This window comes from Candidatus Nitrosopumilus sp., assembly GCF_040878665.1.
In the GTDB taxonomy this organism is placed as follows: domain Archaea; phylum Thermoproteota; class Nitrososphaeria; order Nitrososphaerales; family Nitrosopumilaceae; genus Nitrosopumilus.
Window position 1 is genome coordinate 1 of record NZ_JBBDLU010000003.1, and the last position, 17,951, is coordinate 17,951.

Genomic DNA, 17,951 nt, shown 5'->3' on the forward strand with positions numbered 1-17,951 from the left:
TAATTACTCAGAGTATGATTCTATTTACCAAGCAGTGGGATTAGAAGAGCCAAAAACTACACCACCAGTGATTACAGAAGAGCCAAAAAAAGAGAAGAAATATGGAATTTGTGGACAAGGAACAAAATTAATTGATGGAGTATGTACGATTATAGAAAAATCGATTGTAAAACCAGCTGCAAAGCCTTGGTGGAAATTTTGGTAATATACAAAGTTAAGTTTTAATCATAATGTTTTGTGAATATCAACATGGGCAAACTAAGTAGAAATCTCAGAATTTGTGGGGAGTGTGGAATTGCATATACTTCTGTTAGCTTTACAAAATACATTGATCAGTGTCCTATTTGTAACTCTAGAAGATTTGAAGTTTTTACAACATCAAAAATAAAAGAAGATTAATTTTTCAACATAGATTTTTTAGTAGAGTAAATTTTTGATATGTATTGTCTGAAGATCCGGAAATTGCAAAAATAATGCAAAAAAAACTCGAGGAGATGCTAAAACAAAAAAACGAGCCTAAAATCGAGCCTGGAATAATTGACTTGAATGAGTCAAATTTTGATAGAGTAATATCTGCTGAAAATCCAACACTAGTAGATTTTTGGGCAGAATGGTGCGGTCCATGTAAATCCATGCATCCAATCTTTGAGAGTCTCTCAAAGAAATACCCCAATGTAAAATTTGCAAGAGTAAATGTGGATCAAAACCAAAACATATCGATGAGATTTGCAGTGCAATCAATTCCTACGTTTATCATGTTCAAATCTGGACAAATTGTAGATAAAATGATGGGAGCAGTTGGTGCACCTGGAATTCATATGATTTGTAAAAAACATTCAAGTTAGTAACCGTATATCGGTTCTTTTTCTCGCTGGATTCTTACAATATCATTTAGTACTTCTTGTTCTTCAGTACTAAGTTTATGCATGAATTTGTTGAGAAGTAGTTTTGCTTCATGTGATGGAGGAAATGTATAGTATACTTCTTCTTCAAATATTTGTCGTCCAATTGTTACATTGTTGACAGAACATGCAACCTCATCTCCTGTTTTTGCAGTTGTAACTGTTTTTTTATCTAGTTGTAGTTGATGTATCTCACCTACTTTGCGTCCAGACATATTCATAAATGGAATTTTATGTTTTAGAGTTCCCACATCTACACGAACACCAAATACTGCAGGATTGTTATTTCGGAAAACCATTCCCTTAAGAAAACTAAATTTTGCAATTGGTGTTAGTTCTGCAAACATAGAGTCCTCTGCATGTGCAGAGTCTTCTTCTACCCATGCATTGTAGTTATCAATGAGGCTGTAAATTACTTTGTCCTCAAAAATTTTGATGTGACTTGCTTCTGATTCATCTTTTGCATCAGGTAATACTTTGACATTAAATGCCAAAACAATACCAAGATGTCTGTCTTTTTCTTTGATTGCTTTTGCCTCTATTACATCTCGTCTGTTTACAGGACCAATGTCAGCTTTTGCAACAGGGACTTGAGAGCGTTTAAGCATTTCAACTATGGCCTCAAGTGAGCCTATAGTATCACATTTGAGTACAATACCGTCAGTCTCTGTATCGACAAAAACAGATTTCATTTCAGATTCAATGAGTTTGGTAAATCTTGCAATCTCTTCGTCATTTGATGCAACATAAAGAGTACTACCAGGTAAAACGCCTTCAAGATCAGGTGATGCAATTTTCAGTCCAGCTGCTGCTTGCACTTGAGATACTGGTTTGAATTTATCTCGAGGGTCACGCATCTCATCAAGCGGTTTTGGTAAGAGTAGAGCTTTGGGTTTTGTAACTATCACACCATCTCGTTTTGCAACAACAATGCTGTTTTCTTTTTTGATTATTCCATCAATGAGAATAATATTTGCAGTCTGTCCTAGGCCCACTTCATCTTTTACTTCAAGTACTATACCACGTGGCTCTTTTTCTTCTTGGTTGAGTCTTTTTTGAAGATATTGCTGAGTTAGACCCACCAAAACGCCTAGCAATTCAGGAATTCCCACACCAGATCTTGCAGAGATTGGAACTATCGCAATTTCTGATTTAAAGTCCTTTACTCGATAAAATGCTTCAGACTGATATCCCAATATAGATAGAGTTCCAACTACATCGTAGATCTTTTGATCAAGATCAGTTTGGATTGATGCATCTTGTTCTTTAATTGCCTGTGAGATGAATTTAGTTTCAGATTTTCGCCATCCAGATATTTGATCACATTTGTTTAATGCAACAACAAATGGTACTTTTCTGCTCTGAAGAATTTTTAGGCTCTCATTTGTCTGTGGTTGAAACCCACGATTAACATCAACTACCAAAATTGCAATATCAGCAGCTGATCCGCCTCTAGTACGAAGATTTGTAAAGACTTCGTGTCCTGGAGTATCAATTACTAAAAGTCCAGGAACTTGTGTTTCTGATTGTTCAAGTTTTTTGTATAATGGACCACATGTTTCTTTGATTGTTTCAGTTGGAAGAAAACTTGCACCAATATGCTGTGTGATACCACCTGCTTCTCTACCTTGAACACCAGTACCACGTATTCTATCTAAAAGAGATGTTTTTCCAGAGTCTACGTGACCAAGAACTGCCACTATGGGCTGACGTATTTGCAAACCAGATCACTCAAACGCTACCCTCGATTCGTGATCAAAACTTTCTTGTGAATCAGATGCATGAATAATATTTTCACTGAATCCTAATCCAAAGTCCCCTCTAATAGAGCCAGGATCTGCTTCAAATGATTTTGTTGCACCAATCATTATTCTTGTAGTAGCAATTGCATTATTGCCTTCAATGATTGCAGCAACTACAGGTCCTGATGTGATAAATGATGTTAGTTCACCAAAGAATGGTTTGTCCTTGTGTACACCGTAAAAATTTTCAGCTTGTGCTTGAGTAAATGTAAACATCTTTAGTTTCAAAAGCTTGAATCCCTTTCTTTCAAATCGAGATACTACTTCGCCAACTAGATTTCTAGCTACAGCGTCAGGTTTTACAATGAATAAAGATTTTTCAGTCAATTCTACTTTTTACGAATTCCGCCTTTGACGTATTTCTTGGTCCACTTTAATTTTCTTGGATCACGTTTAAGATCTAGCATATTTTTTTTGCATTTTGCAGAACAGAACCATAGAACAGTTCCATCATTTTTAGCAAGCATAGTACCAGATCCTTTTGCAACAGGTCGGTCACAGAAACTACACGGTTTAACTAAAAGACTCATCTTAACACCTAATGAATTTTCTTTGCTTCTCTCTCTGTTTCTCTTAGCATTAGAATTTCTCCTAATCTAACAGAACCCTTGACGTTTCTGGTAAGAATTCTTCCTCTATCTTTTCCAGTAAGAACTTTAACTCTAACTTGAATCACTTCACCAGCAATGCCGGTTCTTCCAACAATTTGAATAATTTCAGATTGAACTACTTCTTCAACTGTACTCATTGGTCGGTCTTACCGCCTTTAATTTTAGCAATGGTTGATACAACTTGGTCTACAATGTGTTGTGCATCACCAGCATCCAAAATTGCTGCAGCGGCAGAAGTGATATCAATACCTAATGATTTGCCTAATTCTTGTTTACTTGGTACAAAGGCATATGCTGCGCCTTGTTCCTCACATAGAATTGGAAGATGTGCTACTACCTCTGCTGGCTCTACATCTTCAGCGATTACAATTAATTTACTAGTTCCACGTTCAATTGCCTTGGTTGCTTCGTTGGTTCCTTTCTTGACTTTACCGCTAGTAGATGCAACTCTAACGGCCTCTAAGATTGGACCGACGAGGTCTTCTGGCGTCTCAAATTTAACATAATATGATTTTCCCATACTTCGTCACCCTAAGGGTTCATTCTCCATTCTATCCATCGATGCGGTTGGTTTTAAAAGTGTTATCTGGAAATGATAGAACTAACTTTTGCGACATATTCTGACATTAAAGTATCCAATTTGTCCTGACTTTCAGCTTCGGCATAGATTCTAACAATTGGTTCAGTACCACTGGGTCTAACCATTACCCAGTTTTTAGGATCAAAGTTAATCTTTATTCCATCACTAGTATCAGAGTTTGGAAACTCGGTTTTTAATAAAGAAATTAGTTCTGGAACTTTTTTTGAAGGACAAGAAACTTTGTCCTTTGTTGTAAATGATGGTGGTAAACTAGCAATCTCTTCACTAAGAGATTTTTCAGTACTTGCCAACATATCAAGCATTAATGCCAAAGTCATACATCCATCCCTAACTTGATTATGTTTTCCATACATAAATCCGCCATTTTCTTCAAATCCAATTAGTGCATTAGTTGGAACCATTTTGCGTGATACTTCAACACTTCCAACTTTTGTACGAATTACTTTGGAATTAAATTTCTCAGCCAACACTTCAATGTTAGATCCTGAATTCAAGCAAGTAACAACAAGAGAGTTTGGATTTTTCTTTAGTATGTGTTGTGTAAGAATTAGTGCAGACTTGTCACCAGTTAGTATACCACCATTATTATCACAGAATATACTTCGATCACCGTCTCCATCAAATGCAATTCCTACATCTGCATTGTTATCTATTACAATCTTTGATAGTTCAGAAAGATTTTGCGGTGTAGGCTCTGATCCACGTCCTGGAAATTTACCGTCAATATTTTGATTTACAAGAAATGTTTCACACTGTAGCATCCTACAAAAATCAGGAGCAGATACTGCCTGTGCACCATTACCTAAATCTAAAACAACTTTGAAGTGTTTTGATTCTATTAGTTTAGAATCAACATGTGAAACAATTCCATTCACATATGTTTGAATTGCTCTATCTTCTGTTCCTGTAATTCCCCATTTCTCAGGATTTGTTATCCATCTTTTTTGCATATAGATGTCTTCAATGATTAATTCATCTCCGCGTGAGATCTCAACTCCATCTTTTGCAGCAGGTTTGATTCCATTGTATTGTGGTGGATTGTGAGATGCGGTGATCATCAGTCCACCAGAATATCCCAAACTCTTTACTGCAAATTCAAGACAAGGGGTAGGAACAATTCCTGCAACATTGCAATCAATTCCTATTGAATTAAGAGCAGCACTTACAACTTTACAAATAACAGGACTTGATTCTCTTCCATCATATCCAATCAATATTGGTCCTTTTTCAAAATAAGTTCCAATTGCCAAAGTCATATCATGAACAAATTCTAATGTGAGATCTTCAGAGAACACTCCACGAATTCCATTTGTTCCGAAAAATTTCGCCACAATACTGTGCAATAATAGATAAATTTGTGTTTAATGGCAACTCCGTTGCGGGAGTCGCCCAGCCTGGTCAAAGGCGTAGGGCTTAGGACCCTATATCTTAGGATTTCGTGGGTTCAAATCCCACCTCCCGCACCATTATGATTTCACTTAATGATTAATAATGAGAAAATCTTCAGCAAACAAGTCATGAAAAAAACAGTGGTAGGAATTACAGTTGTAGGTAAGGATAGAGAAGGAATTGTAGCTACGTTTACAAATTTTGCATTCTCTAAAGGTGGAAACATTGAGAAAGTGAATCAAAATGTAATCAAGGGTCTTTTCGGAATGTATCTAGAAGTATCTTTTTCAAAAACAGTCGATGTAAAAAAATTTGATGTAGAGATTCAAAGCTTAGCCAAGAAAGAAAAAATGGATGTAAGTACACATCACGAGACTAATTCAGAGAAAAATATTGCAGTACTAGTAACAAAAGAACCACTTTGTCTGCAAACAATTCTTGCTAGTCAGAAATTCCTCAAAGGAAAAATTTCAGTTATAATCGGTACAGAAAAAACGCTAGAACCACTAGCAAAAAAAGCAAAGATCCCATTTGTTACAATAGATGACAAAGATCAACAAAAAGCAGAAGAGAAAATCATTATAGTATGCAAAAAATACGACATAGATTTGATCTCACTTGCAAGATACATGAGAATACTTAGTCCTAATTTTGTTTGGAGATATCCAAACAGGATAATTAACATTCATCCATCATTGTTACCTGCATTTCCAGGAGCTTTGGCTTATGCACAAGCCTATGAGAGAGGTACTAAGATTATTGGTGTTACAGCGCACTATGTAACAGAGAACTTGGATCAAGGACCAATTATTTTCCAAGATTCTTTCAAGGTAAACCCAGATGATACATTGGATAAAATTAAAACAAATGGTCAAAAGTTAGAGGCAGATACATTACTCAAAGCAATAAAGATGCATTTGGAAAACAAGCTTGAAGTTCGTTGGAGAAAAGTTCACATAAAATCAAAGTGAATTAGATGGCAAATATCAAAACTCAATTCGATCCTGAGATTAGAAAATTAATCACAAAGAAAAAACAAGCTGCAGTGATCCCAGTAGGCTCAATTGAACAACACGGTCCACACTTGCCTGTGTCAACTGACTCTGATATTGTAACTGAGGTGGCAAAAAGAATTGCCGAAAAAAATGGATACCTATTGTTACCTACACTCAACTACGGAGTCTCATTTGAGCATGCACCATTTTTTAATTTGAGTATAAGAGAATCAACTCTACGTACTGTTCTTACTGACTTGTGTGTATCATTATTATCAAATAATATCAAATCAGTTTTCATAATTAATGGCCATCATGGAAATTTAAAACCAATAAAGAATCTAGATGTGAAACTAAAAGAAATCTCAAATAACAAGCTGCATGTATTTCCATTATCATATTGGCATTTTATGCAAAGAGAGTTTGATCATGCCGGATTTGTAGAGACATCACTAATGCTGGCAATTTCAAAAAATGTGAAAATGAAATTAGCAAAAAAAGGAATAACAACTGATGGAATGACAAAGCAGGAAATAGTAAAACTTGGCAAATTAGCTAACCAATCATTTCCCAAAGCTACGAAAAATGGCATTTGGGGAGATCCAAGAAAAGCTACAAAAAATCACGGAGAGATGATTTTATCTGAAATCATCAGAAATCTCGGAAAAAAGTGTCAAACTTGCCTTACTGGGCATAGCTCTTAGTTACACCAATGGAAATTTAATATAATCCCTTGATAGCATGGTCAATAAGTGAAATAGATGTCCGTTGATATGGCAGTAAAAGTATTGGATGAGAGTATCAATCAAGTAGTATTGATAAAACTCAAAGGAAACAAGACCATTAGAGGTACTCTTCTTGGTTTTGACCAACACATGAACCTGCTACTCGATTCTTCAGAGGAAATCCCATCTGAAGGCGATTCTAAGAGCCTTGGAAGCATCGTAGTCAGAGGAGACAATGTCGTAATGATATCTCCTCCACCAGCACATTAGGTGATTTGTAATGACTCGAGGCACAACTTCTATGGGTGGTTTTACAAAGAAGAAAGTTCACATTAGATGTAGACGATGTGGTAAAAACTCACTTCACAAACGTCACCACCAATGTGCAAGTTGTGGATTTCCAGAGGCTAAACGCAGAAAGTATTCCTGGATTAAATGGTATACATAGATGCAAGAAATTGTTCTTATTCTTAGTTCATTAGCAGGTGTTGCTACAGCAGCTGCTGTACGAAAAATGCCTAGAGACAAAAATCAATTACTCAGCCTTGGTGCCAGCTCACACATCAAAAATCAAATCAATTCATTGAAAATTGAAAAAGACATTCTAACTAAAACTATTTCAAGATTATACCAAACAGACTCAGAATTTTCTAAAATTCAAAAAGACAAGTTATTGCTAAAATACCAACATCAGTTGGGAGTTATTTTAGCTAGACTGGAAAAATTAGAGCAAGCAAGTCATCACCCAGACCTGGGTCCAATTGGTGATGGTTTGATTACATTGATGGATCAGAAATTATCAAAACTAGATGATAGATTATACGAATTATCATCAAAGATAATTACTAAAGTTGAAACACCAGTAAAAGAACAAAAAGTAGAGCAAGAGTCAAAACAAAAAACCTCAAACATATTTGACTTTTCTAAACCAAAAGAAAACAAAGTAGAATCAATTGAAGTTCCTACAAAATCAAGACAGTCATTTGAGATAACGACATTAACAAACATTTCAAAAACAGAACCAAAGTTCCCAATGTTTGAAGCAGCAAAACAAGTCATAAAACCAATGCCACAACCAAGAGTAGTTCAAACAGAGTTAATCAAACCAAAAGAGGAAATTGTGCAAGAAATCATACAACCAAAACCAAAAGTGGAGGACAAAATTGAGATCATTCAATCAGTTACACAAAAACCAGAGATTACATTTGAGACTAAACCAGACATAAACAAAGAAGTTACAAAAATTACAGAGCACAAAGCACTTCCAGAACCAACAGTACAAAAACTAACTACATTAGATGATGACTTTGATGAAGATGCAGATGATTTAGATAAAATCAAAGGCGACATCATGCGAGTTCTATCAAAGCTTGATCAAGCAGAGGTAGAATAATTGACGTATGATGATGCCATAAAGGCATTGTCAAATGATGCATTAAAGTTTGTTAAAGACAATTACATTATAGGGTTAGGCAGTGGACGAGCTGCAACAGAACTTGTAAAATCACTTTCAAAATTAATCAAACTAAAAAACTATAACATTCAAGGCATTCCAACATCATTACAAATTAAATTAATTGCAGAGAAAGGAGGAATTCCACTAGTGAATGCTGATCAAGTAGAATACATTGATGTGGTATTTGATGGTGCAGACCAGGTTGATTCACAAAAATTTGTAATCAAAGGTGGTGGTGGCGCATTATTACGAGAGAATATTCTATTTAGTCTTGCAAAGAAAGTTGTTGTGATGGCAGACAAGACAAAATTTGTAAAAAATTTCACAAGAACCGTGCCAGTAGAAGTTCATCCACTAGCAAGAAGTTCAGCTACTAATTCAATTAAAAAGTTAGGTGGTAAAGTACACATACGAACACTAGATAGAGGATATCCATTCTTTACAGAAAATGGAAACATAATTTTGGATTGTGATTTTGGAATAATAAAAGATCCAAAAACACTTAGTCAAAAAATTAAACAGACAGCCGGTGTTTTAGAGTCAGGAATATTCTTGAGAAAGCCTGATGTAATTTACAAAGCCAAAGACAAGGGTAAATTCGATATTCTTTAGATTAGTGTCCTGCATCAGGATTATCATGTCTAATGGAGTTCATGAAATCTTTATGCTGTAACAGCAATTCGATCATTTGATCTCTCAAATCAGCATCATCCATTACTCCATTAAGCATAGGTTCCATCATTTGATGAGACATTATAGCTATGTGAGAAGGATCCTCCATCATCATTGTATGCATGTCTTTAGCCATCTTGGAATTTATCCACACATAATGAATCATGTCCATCATTTTATCAGAACTAGACATAGTATGAGAGTTCATTGAGTGTGAAGTGTAATTAGGACACCATGGGCAGTTATCCAATCTCATTTTTTCTTGCATTTTCTCACACATTGGACATCCCATCTCAGAGTCACCGTGGCTCATACCTTTATCATGGCCCATGCTTGAGTTATCATGATCCATTCCACAACTCATTGAGCTAGTGTGATTATCCATTGAATCATTTTTACTATCACATGTTGATGAGTCATGATTCATGCTTACATTCATTGGTTGATGAATAGAATCCATCCATTGTGAATTCATTTTCAGATGAGTTTCCATGTTAGGATGATTCTTCATTGTATGAATCATTTTCTCACGTAATTGAGGATCACTAGTCATTGGAGCTAACATATTTTTTAATAATTCAGGGTTTTTTTTCATTTGAGAAACCCAATCATTAATTGTACTCTTCATAATTATAGGATTTTTTTGCATCATTTCATGCCAGTGATACATTAGATTCTCATTTGTTACCATGCTATTCATCAGACTGTTCATCATCTCTGGATTTTTGTCCATGATTGATTGATTATGAGGGGCATATCCTCTCTCAACTAATTTCAAATATGTAGTTGGCATTACACATGCAGGGTTACCATTGCTTTTTTGTAATAATAAATGTCCAGATTTGCAAGTTAACATATCAGGATCAGCAAATTTCTTCCATTGTTGAAGTGGAGTCATCTCTTGAGCAAATGAGTTAGTAAATGTGGGACTCAAAGTAATTGTAATAACCATCATAAATAGAAACATGAAATGAAAATTCAATAATACAATTTGATATTTTTCTCATAAAAAGTAATCGCAAATAATCAAATTTGCCAATCTAAGAATCAGTTTATTTTGAAAACAGGTTAATTTTTCTATCTACTAGTTTGCCATGTCCTAGTTTTCCAATCACTTCAAAGTTATCAGCAACAATCTCGCCTCTGACAATTGTTTTAACAGGCCATCCTGTAAGATTTCTTCCCTCGTATACAATATAGTCAGAGAATCCTCCAAACAGATCAGATGTGACTTTTTTCTCTTTTTTCAAATCCAACATTGTAATGTCTGCATCAGAATTTTTCTCAAGAGTTCCTTTTTGTGGATACATTCCAAAGATTTGAGCAGCATTTTGACTAGTAAATCGAACAAACTGCTCCAAAGTAATTCTATTTTTCTTAACTCCATCATTGAGCAGAATAGGAATCACAGTTCCAATGCCTGGAAATCCGGCTAGAGCGCTCCAAACATTATCACCGCCAAGCTTTAGTTTGAGCTGATTTGCAACATGATCCGTCCCTATTGTATCAATATGGTTGTTAGATAATGCATTCCAAACTACCTTTTGATCATCTTCTGTTCTAATTGGAGGCATTACCTTTGCAAGATATCCTGATTGCTTTTCATAAGAGAGTGTAAGGTAGTGAGGACATGTCTCGACAAAAATTTTTGTTCCAAGTTTTTTCTCTTCTTCAATTTGTTCTAGTGCTCTGGCAGAGCCAATGTGGACAAAATAAATCACACAGTCATAATCTCGTCCAAACTTTGAAACAGTTTTAATTGCTTTAGCTTCAAATTCAGGAGAACGGCTAAAAGACCATGCAGATAATCCATCTTGATTTTTTTCTTTTGCGGTTTTAATTCCACATCCACATGATTCATAATCTTCAGCATGAACTAGAACAGGACAACCAAGTTCAGCTGCTGCCTTTACAGTTTGTTTGACTAGCTCATCAGTTACATTTACTTGTGCTGCAACAAGACTTGTAGAGTCAGGTGGCATGTCCATATACACATGACCGACTTCTCCCCCAAGATTCATGTAAATTTTAAAAGATGTGATGCCTTTTTCAATACAAAAATTCATCTCGTTGATTTGTTGTTGAGTAAAAATAGAAGCATGTATTGTATAATCGATATAATGATTGTGAGATGCAGCATCAAGTTGAGATTGTAATGATTGTGAAAATGGATTACCTAATCGAAGCATTCTCATCATTGTAGTTATTCCACCAATTGCTGCAGCATGTGATTCAGTTTTTGCTGCTTGGTTAATTGGAGAATAAACACCATAGTGAACATGAGTGTCAATTGGTCCAGGTATTGAGACTAGTCCGTTGCCATTAATTTTATTGTCACACGCAGGAGTATCATTTGTAAATCCTACAATTTTTCCTTCATCAATTAAGATATTCTTATCCACCATTCCTTGAGGAAGGATAACATGTGAATCAACAATTACAGTATCATATGTCATCTGGAAAGTTTATGCGCTGCAGGCTATTATGCGTTAAGATAATCATGTTTGAATGAAATGTTATTGGAATAATAAGATTAAAGCATGTTAAGAATCGATTATTGTTGTGAGATCAACACAGATTATCGCTCTATTAGTAGTAGCTCAAATTGTCACTATTTCTGTTAGTTTCGGGTCGCTATACATAATAGAAGTTCAAGAAGCAAATTCTACAAATCATGTAAACATTGCAGGTAAAAATGAAATGTATGCTGCACTAACATTCCATGAAATTGACAGATATAATGCAGGTATCACATCTAAAATTCAGATTGATAGGATTTTTGATGAATATTCTCAAAACATTCTACTTTTAAAATACGGTGGAATTTTTTTAGATGATTCTATAAAACCAGTCCCAGAAAGAGATATGCCAGATTTATTAGTTGTTGAAAAAAAATTTTTAGAATTACAAACTCTTACTAATAATCTAAAAGAACCAGGTGTGAAGATGACCAGTGAATACATCATCAAACTAGAACAAGTCGAAGCTGAATTATTTGATGCGTCTCAAACATTAACAGAAAAACTCACAATCAAATCCAATGAAACAATAAAACAAAAAGAGAACTTGGGATTGATTTTACCTATAATTAATGCAATAGTGTATGTTGTAACAATTTATACAATATTTCAAACGCTGAAACGAGAGAATAGACAGATACAAAGATTGGAAAAACTCTATACAATCGGTCAGATGGCATCAAGACTAGCTCACGACTTGAAAAATCCTCTTACAGTAATCAAATCTAGTCTTGACATGTTAGAAGTAAAATATGTTGAGAAAAATGAATTTACACAAACAGTACTTGATAGAATGAAAAAATCTATCAAAAATATAACGCATATTATAGATGATGTATTAGAATATGCACGAACAAAAGAATTGAATGTATCTAAATCATCAGTGTTGCAGATTCTTAATCAATCTGTTTCCAGTATTAGTTTTCCTGAAACTGTAACAATAAAACTACCACAAAATGATGTTGTGATAGAATGTGACAATATGAAATTACAATCAATTTTTGTAAATTTATTCACTAATGCATTGTACGCTATGGAGAACAATGGAGAAATATCAGTTAAAATAGATGAAACAAATACTGGGGTAAAAATTTCTGTTACTGATTCAGGCTCTGGAATTCCAAGAGATATTTTGCCTCACGTATTTGAACCATTATTTACATCAAAACCAACAGGTACAGGTTTAGGATTAGGTATTTGTAAAAATATTATCGAACAACATAATGGGAAAATTTCTGTTACAAATAACCCAACAACTTTCACTATAGAACTACCTAAAGCGTAGTTCCATAATGAAGATAGAATTTAGGCAGTTTTTGAGAAAATGAATAAAAGAACAACGCAAAGAGGTAGTTTACGGGCCGGTGGTTTAGTGGTATAATGCCTCGTTCGCAACGAGGATGTCGAGGGTTCAATTCCCTCCCGGTCCATTTTTCTGTTTTCGGACATAATTTTTGTGAAATATTTTGAAAAATATGTCAGACAATATAAAATCTAAAAAAATGTGGTTATAACAATATCATAATTGTTTGTACACATACATGATTTTAGAAGTACACTATCATTCACCAATTAAATCATAATTTTACATTGATAGTGTCATCAATGAATATGAAATTAATAATATATGCAATTTTCACACAGTCTCATTATAGGATTTCTCATAATCACTGCAATATCTGGGGTTATTGGAATAGTTTCGCTATACCAGTTTATTACAATTATAGATTCACTTAAAACCGCAGTTCCAGAATCAATTGAAGATTTTAAAACAAAAGCATCCATTTTAGAAAGTGATAGATTGATAATATATTATGATGAAATTTTGACACAATCAGCAAGGAATTATGTTTTTACTCAGGATGAGAAATGGAAAACAAGGTATCTTCAGACTGAACCAATTTTAGATAAATTAATCAAAGAGCCATACAGTAATGCAAATAACAGTATTTTTTCTGAATTAGACAAAATAAACATTCAACTTGTCAACATGGAAAATGATGCGATAAGGCTTACAGATGAGGGACTATATGAGCAAGCCATATCAATTTTGGAAAGTGATGCGTATACTGAACAAAAATTACTATACACAGAGTCTTTAAAACATCACGCAGAGAACAATAATTTAGAGTATGATAACGATATCAAATCATTAGAGAGCACATCATTGTTATTGTCTTCAAACATAGATAGAGTGACAAAAGAAGGTACGATAGTATTAGAGATTATTTTTCCAATTTTAGTAGCTTTATCTATTTTTCTAGGAATATTCTTTTCAAAAAGACTAGCAACGCCAATCAACGATTTAAGAAGATCAGCAAAACAAATTGCCAAAGGAGATTTTGATGTAAACATTACAGTAAAGGGACCAGATGAAATCAAGGAATTGATACAGGATTTTAAGATGATGGTGTCAGAGATAAACAAAATAGACAACATGAAGAAGGATTTTTCAGCTATGATCACACATGAGCTAAAAACACCACTTGTTCCAATAATCGGATATGTGGATTTACTTTTATCAAAAAACTTTGGATCCTTGAATGAAAATCAAATGGAACGATTATTGAGGATAAAAAATAGCTGTCTAAAAATGCAAAACATAGTCACAGACATTCTAGATATCAACAGAATAGAGATGAAGCAATTGAAATTTAACATGGAAATAAATGACATATCACTAATTGTCAAGGAGAGTATAGAACAATTACAAGATGAGTTTAATAAGAAGAACATTACAATTGCAGAATCACTTGAAAAAAATCTAAGGTGTAATTGCGATAAAGGAAGAATAAATCAAGTAATGATAAACATACTGAGTAACGCAATTGATTTTTGTCCAACACAAGAAGGTAAAATAGACATCATTACAAACAGAATTAAAAACACTGCTCATATTGTTATCAAAGATAATGGGATAGGTATTTCAAAAGAAAACATAGATAAAATTTTTGTAAAGTATTACCAAGTAGATACCACATCAACTAGAGAACATGGAGGATCAGGCATAGGTTTGTCACTATCTAAGATCATCATAGAAAATCATAATGGAAAAATTTGGGCAGAATCAAATGGAAGTAGCAAAGGTTCAGAAATTCATATTCAGATACCAATTATTTGAGTGTCAGGAATACAAAAGAGTAAAAGTATTGAATTTAGTTTTGTGCCTACAAGACACCAAAAAAGTGATTCCAGAAACTATTATACATAAATAAAAAATACAATTAACATGGAAGTCTTTGACGGAAAAAAAGCTGCACAAGATTACATGTCAAAGCATACTCTAGCATTCTCCACTCCAGAGTTAACTCTAATGAGATTTGCATTTTGGTTAGGAGATTCAGTTCCAGATCCAAAAAATGAGGGGAATGGAATTCCAAGAATGATGACATTCTTGACAGAGCAAGATTTTGAACCTGTTTTGATCGATGATGATAAATACGAACCATCGGGTGCAGTAAAAAGCTCAGCAAATATTGGAAATGCATACAAAGAACAAAGAGTGGATGGAAACTTTTGTTCTGAATGTGGTGCAAGTATTTCAGCTACTGCAAAATTCTGTCCCGAATGCGGTACAACACAGTAAGAAAAATTATTTTTTAATTATTATTTTATGCTTTAGAGCCACACTTTGTACAAAACTTTGCATTTGGTCTAAGTTCTACTCCACATGAAGAACATCCATTTCCACTTTGTTGTACAGTTCGTCTTGGCATCAAAGATGGATCAGGTGACGGTAAGGTTCCAACATCTCCAAATGCTTCTTTTGCAGAAACAATTCCAGGTGGTCCTCCACCTACTGGATTTTGTGCAGTACCAGATCTTGGTGGTGCACCCATTCCGCCTGCCATCATTCCAGGATTTCCCATCCCTGGCATCAAACCAGGTGATTGTGTATTTCCAGAACCGCTTTTGACTGATTTTTTTAATTCAAATATTACTTTGATAGCTAGAAACTCTAAGGCAGAATATGCTACAGTATAATCACCTAGTTTTTCAAAGAATTCTTTGTCACTGAGTAAACCTTTCTTGTACATGTTGTTAGTATCTAGAAATGATTCATAGTATCCTTGAGATTCATCAAACAAACTTTGCAGTTTGTCAAAGAGCATGTTGAGTGTATCTACTTCACCAAATGACATAACCACACTTGATTTTTGGAATATTAATTACTTTAGGATCATTTTGTTGATGATGCTTTGCTTTTATTGATTTTTCATGCACAAAAATTCTTAGGTAAAACTAATTCTCAATCCATTTTAATTCAGGTTAAATGTTAAGACCGTTCTTAAAATGATCAGTATTTTCAATTTTTCTATTATTGTCTGTAGAGTAAAAATATGACATAGCCAACATAGCCTGCAATGAGTAACATTCCTTCCTTTCTTGAAATGGTAAAACCACTACGCATGATTGGGATCAATACCAAACTAAATGCTAACATGATTCCAACATCAATTAGGACTTGTTCACTAACAGTGATACCTGAAATCAAAGAAGAGATTCCTAGTATTGCCATAATATTGAAGATGTTACTTCCAACAATGTTTCCTACACTAAGATCAGTATGTCCTTTTTTGGCAGCAACTATTGATGTGATTAATTCTGGAAGTGAAGTACCTATTGCAACTACAGTTAATCCCATGAACAATTCAGATATTCCAAAATTATTTCCTATGATTACTGCATTATCTACAGTAAGAAAAGATCCTATAGTTAAGAGGGATAATCCGGCTGCAATAAAGACGATGGACTTAGAAATGATGTTTTTATGTAATATTTGAGAAGTTTGAATCGTTTCAATATCAGTATCTTTTTTTGAACTATGATAACTATACCCAGTAAAAACTATAATTCCAATAACCAGTAATGCCCCATCAACAAAATCAATCTTACCATCTAGTATTATTGCAAGTAAAAGAAAGGAAACCCCAACCATGATTGGAATTTCCTTTTTTATTGTTGACTTTGAAACAACAATGGGGCTAATTATCGCAGAAATACCAAGAATTGCACCAATGTTTACAATGTTACTGCCAACCACGTTTCCTAAAGCTACATCAGATAGACCTTGTATTGCAGAAGAAACACTCACAGCAAGTTCTGGCGCAGATGTTCCAAATGCTACAACAGTTAAACCAATTACTAGTTGACTTACACCGAACTTATTTGATATTGATATTGAACCTCTGATTAGCCATTCTGCACCGAAATAAAGCATTGCAAGACCAGCTCCAACAAGTAAAAAGTTAAAAATTAATTCCACTGCATTCATAAATTATTCCAGTAAATAAACCAGAATTATTCAGGAACCTAAAAAAAGAGCATTGTGTTAATTTTGTTGTATTTTGTCTAGTTTCATTTTATCGCCAGCATTCAAGAAAGGATTAAGCTTTTCTACATTTGCATTAATTCTGATATTCTTTTTTGGATTAATCAATATTGAGCATACTGCATTAGGAATTTCTGAACCGTTATTCCCAATTACAGAAGAAATAAAGGTCATAATTGACATTATTTTTTGGATTATTGTCATCCTTTTGATTCTGGAATTGGTTGTAGCATATATTGAGATTAAAAATCCAAGAAAATTTGTAAGAAAATATTGGCTTGAGATAACCCTACTTGTATTGATGCCTGTATTTGTGGGATTCAAAGCTATGAAGATCTCATTGAAATTAGTAAAACAAATTAAAATATCTAAAACAGGTTTTAAGATATTTCAGAAATTCAAAAAATCTAAAAAACAGTAAAAATTAAATTGATGGAATTGAAATTTAAAAATTCCTAGTATCAGTGTGTTCAATAATTTTTATTAATATAACATATACTGCAAAAATTGTACAATATTATGGATCAAAAAAGAAGAAAAACGAGTTTGATGTTTACCCTAGTGCTCTATCAATCATATTTTTGTATGATTCTTTAGAAGCTGCACCTACTTGTTGGCTAACAATTTCACCTTTGTTAAGAAGGATCAAGGTTGGAATACTAAATACATTGTATTTTGATGCCAACTCGTTGGCTTCATCAACATTAACCTTGACAAATTTTACTTTACCAGCATAGTCAGATGCCAGTTCTTCAACCACTGGACCTACCATTCTACATGGACCGCACCATTCAGCCCAAAAGTCTACAAAAACAGGAATGTCAGAGTTTATCACATCGACTTCCCATGATTTTGCATCTGAAATTTGTGTAATACCCATTCTAACATCATTTCATACAACGTACCTAAAAATGTTCACCAGAATTAGCACCGTATTTTTTGTTGTA

23 protein-coding genes, 2 tRNA genes and 1 pseudogene are annotated in these 17,951 nt (G+C 34.0%); 15 read left to right on the forward strand and 11 right to left on the reverse strand.

Annotated features, from left to right (window positions below):
- From WDZ98_RS02490 to trxA (WDZ98_RS02500), 3 genes and pseudogenes are all read left to right on the forward strand, one after another.
- Nucleotides 1-205, forward strand: a pseudogene (locus WDZ98_RS02490) (hypothetical protein); the annotation flags it as partial.
- Nucleotides 206-249: 44 nt separating this feature from the next.
- Complete coding sequence (locus WDZ98_RS02495) at nucleotides 250-399, forward strand: hypothetical protein (protein WP_368056866.1); 150 nt, start codon at nucleotides 250-252, stop codon at nucleotides 397-399.
- A 44-nt stretch (nucleotides 400-443) separates the two neighbouring features.
- Nucleotides 444-845, forward strand: a complete 402-nt coding sequence (gene trxA / locus WDZ98_RS02500; RefSeq protein ID WP_368056867.1) for a thioredoxin — start codon at nucleotides 444-446, stop codon at nucleotides 843-845.
- Here the strand turns inward: trxA (WDZ98_RS02500) and infB are convergent.
- The 6 genes from infB to glmM form a co-directional block, all read right to left on the reverse strand.
- A complete protein-coding gene (gene infB, locus WDZ98_RS02505) occupies nucleotides 842-2,623 on the reverse strand; it encodes a translation initiation factor IF-2 (RefSeq protein ID WP_368056868.1) in 1,782 nt (593 codons plus the stop codon). The genes trxA (WDZ98_RS02500) and infB overlap by 4 nt on opposite strands.
- Before the next feature lie 6 nt (nucleotides 2,624-2,629).
- Nucleotides 2,630-3,031 (reverse strand): nucleoside-diphosphate kinase, encoded by a 402-nt coding sequence (ndk, locus tag WDZ98_RS02510; protein WP_368056869.1) that lies wholly within the window; start codon nucleotides 3,029-3,031, stop codon nucleotides 2,630-2,632.
- A gap of 2 nt (nucleotides 3,032-3,033) precedes the next feature.
- Nucleotides 3,034-3,234: a 50S ribosomal protein L24e gene (locus tag WDZ98_RS02515; RefSeq protein ID WP_368056870.1), complete on the reverse strand. Its 201-nt coding sequence runs from the start codon at nucleotides 3,232-3,234 to the stop codon at nucleotides 3,034-3,036.
- A gap of 8 nt (nucleotides 3,235-3,242) precedes the next feature.
- Complete coding sequence (locus tag WDZ98_RS02520) at nucleotides 3,243-3,452, reverse strand: 30S ribosomal protein S28e (RefSeq protein ID WP_368056871.1); 210 nt, start codon at nucleotides 3,450-3,452, stop codon at nucleotides 3,243-3,245.
- Nucleotides 3,449-3,835: a 50S ribosomal protein L7Ae gene (gene rpl7ae / locus WDZ98_RS02525; RefSeq protein WP_368056872.1), complete on the reverse strand. Its 387-nt coding sequence runs from the start codon at nucleotides 3,833-3,835 to the stop codon at nucleotides 3,449-3,451. Before rpl7ae ends, WDZ98_RS02520 begins: the two co-directional genes overlap by 4 nt.
- 62 nt (nucleotides 3,836-3,897) lie before the next feature.
- Nucleotides 3,898-5,247, reverse strand: a complete 1,350-nt coding sequence (gene glmM, locus WDZ98_RS02530) for a phosphoglucosamine mutase (protein ID WP_368056873.1) — start codon at nucleotides 5,245-5,247, stop codon at nucleotides 3,898-3,900.
- A 47-nt stretch (nucleotides 5,248-5,294) separates the two neighbouring features.
- Between glmM and WDZ98_RS02535 the strand changes: the two genes are divergently transcribed.
- From WDZ98_RS02535 to rpiA, 7 genes are all read left to right on the forward strand, one after another.
- Nucleotides 5,295-5,382, forward strand: a tRNA-Leu gene (locus WDZ98_RS02535).
- A gap of 51 nt (nucleotides 5,383-5,433) precedes the next feature.
- Nucleotides 5,434-6,276, forward strand: a complete 843-nt coding sequence (locus WDZ98_RS02540) for a formyltetrahydrofolate deformylase (RefSeq protein WP_368056874.1) — start codon at nucleotides 5,434-5,436, stop codon at nucleotides 6,274-6,276.
- A gap of 5 nt (nucleotides 6,277-6,281) precedes the next feature.
- Nucleotides 6,282-7,004, forward strand: coding sequence for a creatininase family protein (locus WDZ98_RS02545; protein ID WP_368056875.1), 723 nt, complete (start codon nucleotides 6,282-6,284; stop codon nucleotides 7,002-7,004).
- Between the two features lie 57 nt (nucleotides 7,005-7,061).
- Nucleotides 7,062-7,295 carry an LSm family protein gene (locus WDZ98_RS02550; protein ID WP_368056876.1) on the forward strand — a complete coding sequence of 78 codons (234 nt, stop codon included), beginning with the start codon at nucleotides 7,062-7,064 and terminating at the stop codon, nucleotides 7,293-7,295.
- 10 nt (nucleotides 7,296-7,305) lie between these two features.
- Nucleotides 7,306-7,473, forward strand: coding sequence for a 50S ribosomal protein L37e (locus WDZ98_RS02555; RefSeq protein ID WP_368056877.1), 168 nt, complete (start codon nucleotides 7,306-7,308; stop codon nucleotides 7,471-7,473).
- Nucleotides 7,474-8,418, forward strand: coding sequence for a hypothetical protein (locus WDZ98_RS02560; protein WP_368056878.1), 945 nt, complete (start codon nucleotides 7,474-7,476; stop codon nucleotides 8,416-8,418).
- On the forward strand, nucleotides 8,419-9,093 hold the full coding sequence (gene rpiA / locus WDZ98_RS02565) for a ribose-5-phosphate isomerase RpiA (RefSeq protein WP_368056879.1): 675 nt from the start codon (nucleotides 8,419-8,421) through the stop codon (nucleotides 9,091-9,093). It abuts the gene before it with no gap.
- Nucleotide 9,094: 1 nt separating this feature from the next.
- Here the strand turns inward: rpiA and WDZ98_RS02570 are convergent, their stop codons facing one another.
- Both WDZ98_RS02570 and WDZ98_RS02575 read right to left on the reverse strand, forming a co-directional pair.
- Nucleotides 9,095-10,120, reverse strand: coding sequence for a hypothetical protein (locus WDZ98_RS02570; RefSeq protein WP_368056880.1), 1,026 nt, complete (start codon nucleotides 10,118-10,120; stop codon nucleotides 9,095-9,097).
- Between the two features lie 85 nt (nucleotides 10,121-10,205).
- Complete coding sequence (locus WDZ98_RS02575) at nucleotides 10,206-11,609, reverse strand: dihydroorotase family protein (protein ID WP_368056881.1); 1,404 nt, start codon at nucleotides 11,607-11,609, stop codon at nucleotides 10,206-10,208.
- Between the two features lie 106 nt (nucleotides 11,610-11,715).
- Between WDZ98_RS02575 and WDZ98_RS02580 the strand changes: the two genes are divergently transcribed.
- The 4 genes from WDZ98_RS02580 to WDZ98_RS02595 all read left to right on the forward strand — a co-directional run bounded on the left by WDZ98_RS02580 (nucleotide 11,716) and on the right by WDZ98_RS02595 (nucleotide 15,258).
- Nucleotides 11,716-12,957: a sensor histidine kinase gene (locus WDZ98_RS02580; protein ID WP_368056882.1), complete on the forward strand. Its 1,242-nt coding sequence runs from the start codon at nucleotides 11,716-11,718 to the stop codon at nucleotides 12,955-12,957.
- A gap of 73 nt (nucleotides 12,958-13,030) precedes the next feature.
- Nucleotides 13,031-13,102: transfer RNA gene (locus WDZ98_RS02585), tRNA-Ala, on the forward strand.
- Between the two features lie 197 nt (nucleotides 13,103-13,299).
- Nucleotides 13,300-14,793, forward strand: coding sequence for an ATP-binding protein (locus WDZ98_RS02590; protein ID WP_368056883.1), 1,494 nt, complete (start codon nucleotides 13,300-13,302; stop codon nucleotides 14,791-14,793).
- A 108-nt stretch (nucleotides 14,794-14,901) separates the two neighbouring features.
- Entirely contained in the window at nucleotides 14,902-15,258 is a 357-nt protein-coding gene (locus tag WDZ98_RS02595; protein ID WP_368056884.1) for a zinc ribbon domain-containing protein, read from the forward strand.
- A gap of 25 nt (nucleotides 15,259-15,283) precedes the next feature.
- Here WDZ98_RS02595 and WDZ98_RS02600 read toward each other — a convergent pair whose 3' ends face one another.
- Both WDZ98_RS02600 and WDZ98_RS02605 read right to left on the reverse strand, forming a co-directional pair.
- The gene (locus tag WDZ98_RS02600) at nucleotides 15,284-15,814 is read right to left on the reverse strand and encodes a zinc-ribbon domain-containing protein (protein WP_368056885.1); all 531 of its coding nucleotides are present in this window, start codon (nucleotides 15,812-15,814) and stop codon (nucleotides 15,284-15,286) included.
- A 176-nt stretch (nucleotides 15,815-15,990) separates the two neighbouring features.
- On the reverse strand, nucleotides 15,991-16,938 hold the full coding sequence (locus tag WDZ98_RS02605) for a calcium/sodium antiporter (protein ID WP_368056886.1): 948 nt from the start codon (nucleotides 16,936-16,938) through the stop codon (nucleotides 15,991-15,993).
- An 82-nt stretch (nucleotides 16,939-17,020) separates the two neighbouring features.
- Here WDZ98_RS02605 and WDZ98_RS02610 point away from each other — a divergent pair, with 82 nt between their 5' ends.
- Nucleotides 17,021-17,425, forward strand: a complete 405-nt coding sequence (locus WDZ98_RS02610; RefSeq protein ID WP_368056887.1) for a hypothetical protein — start codon at nucleotides 17,021-17,023, stop codon at nucleotides 17,423-17,425.
- Nucleotides 17,426-17,557: 132 nt separating this feature from the next.
- Here the strand turns inward: WDZ98_RS02610 and trxA (WDZ98_RS02615) are convergent, their stop codons facing one another.
- Nucleotides 17,558-17,884: a thioredoxin gene (gene trxA / locus WDZ98_RS02615; protein ID WP_368056888.1), complete on the reverse strand. Its 327-nt coding sequence runs from the start codon at nucleotides 17,882-17,884 to the stop codon at nucleotides 17,558-17,560.
- Nucleotides 17,885-17,951: the final 67 nt, after the last annotated feature.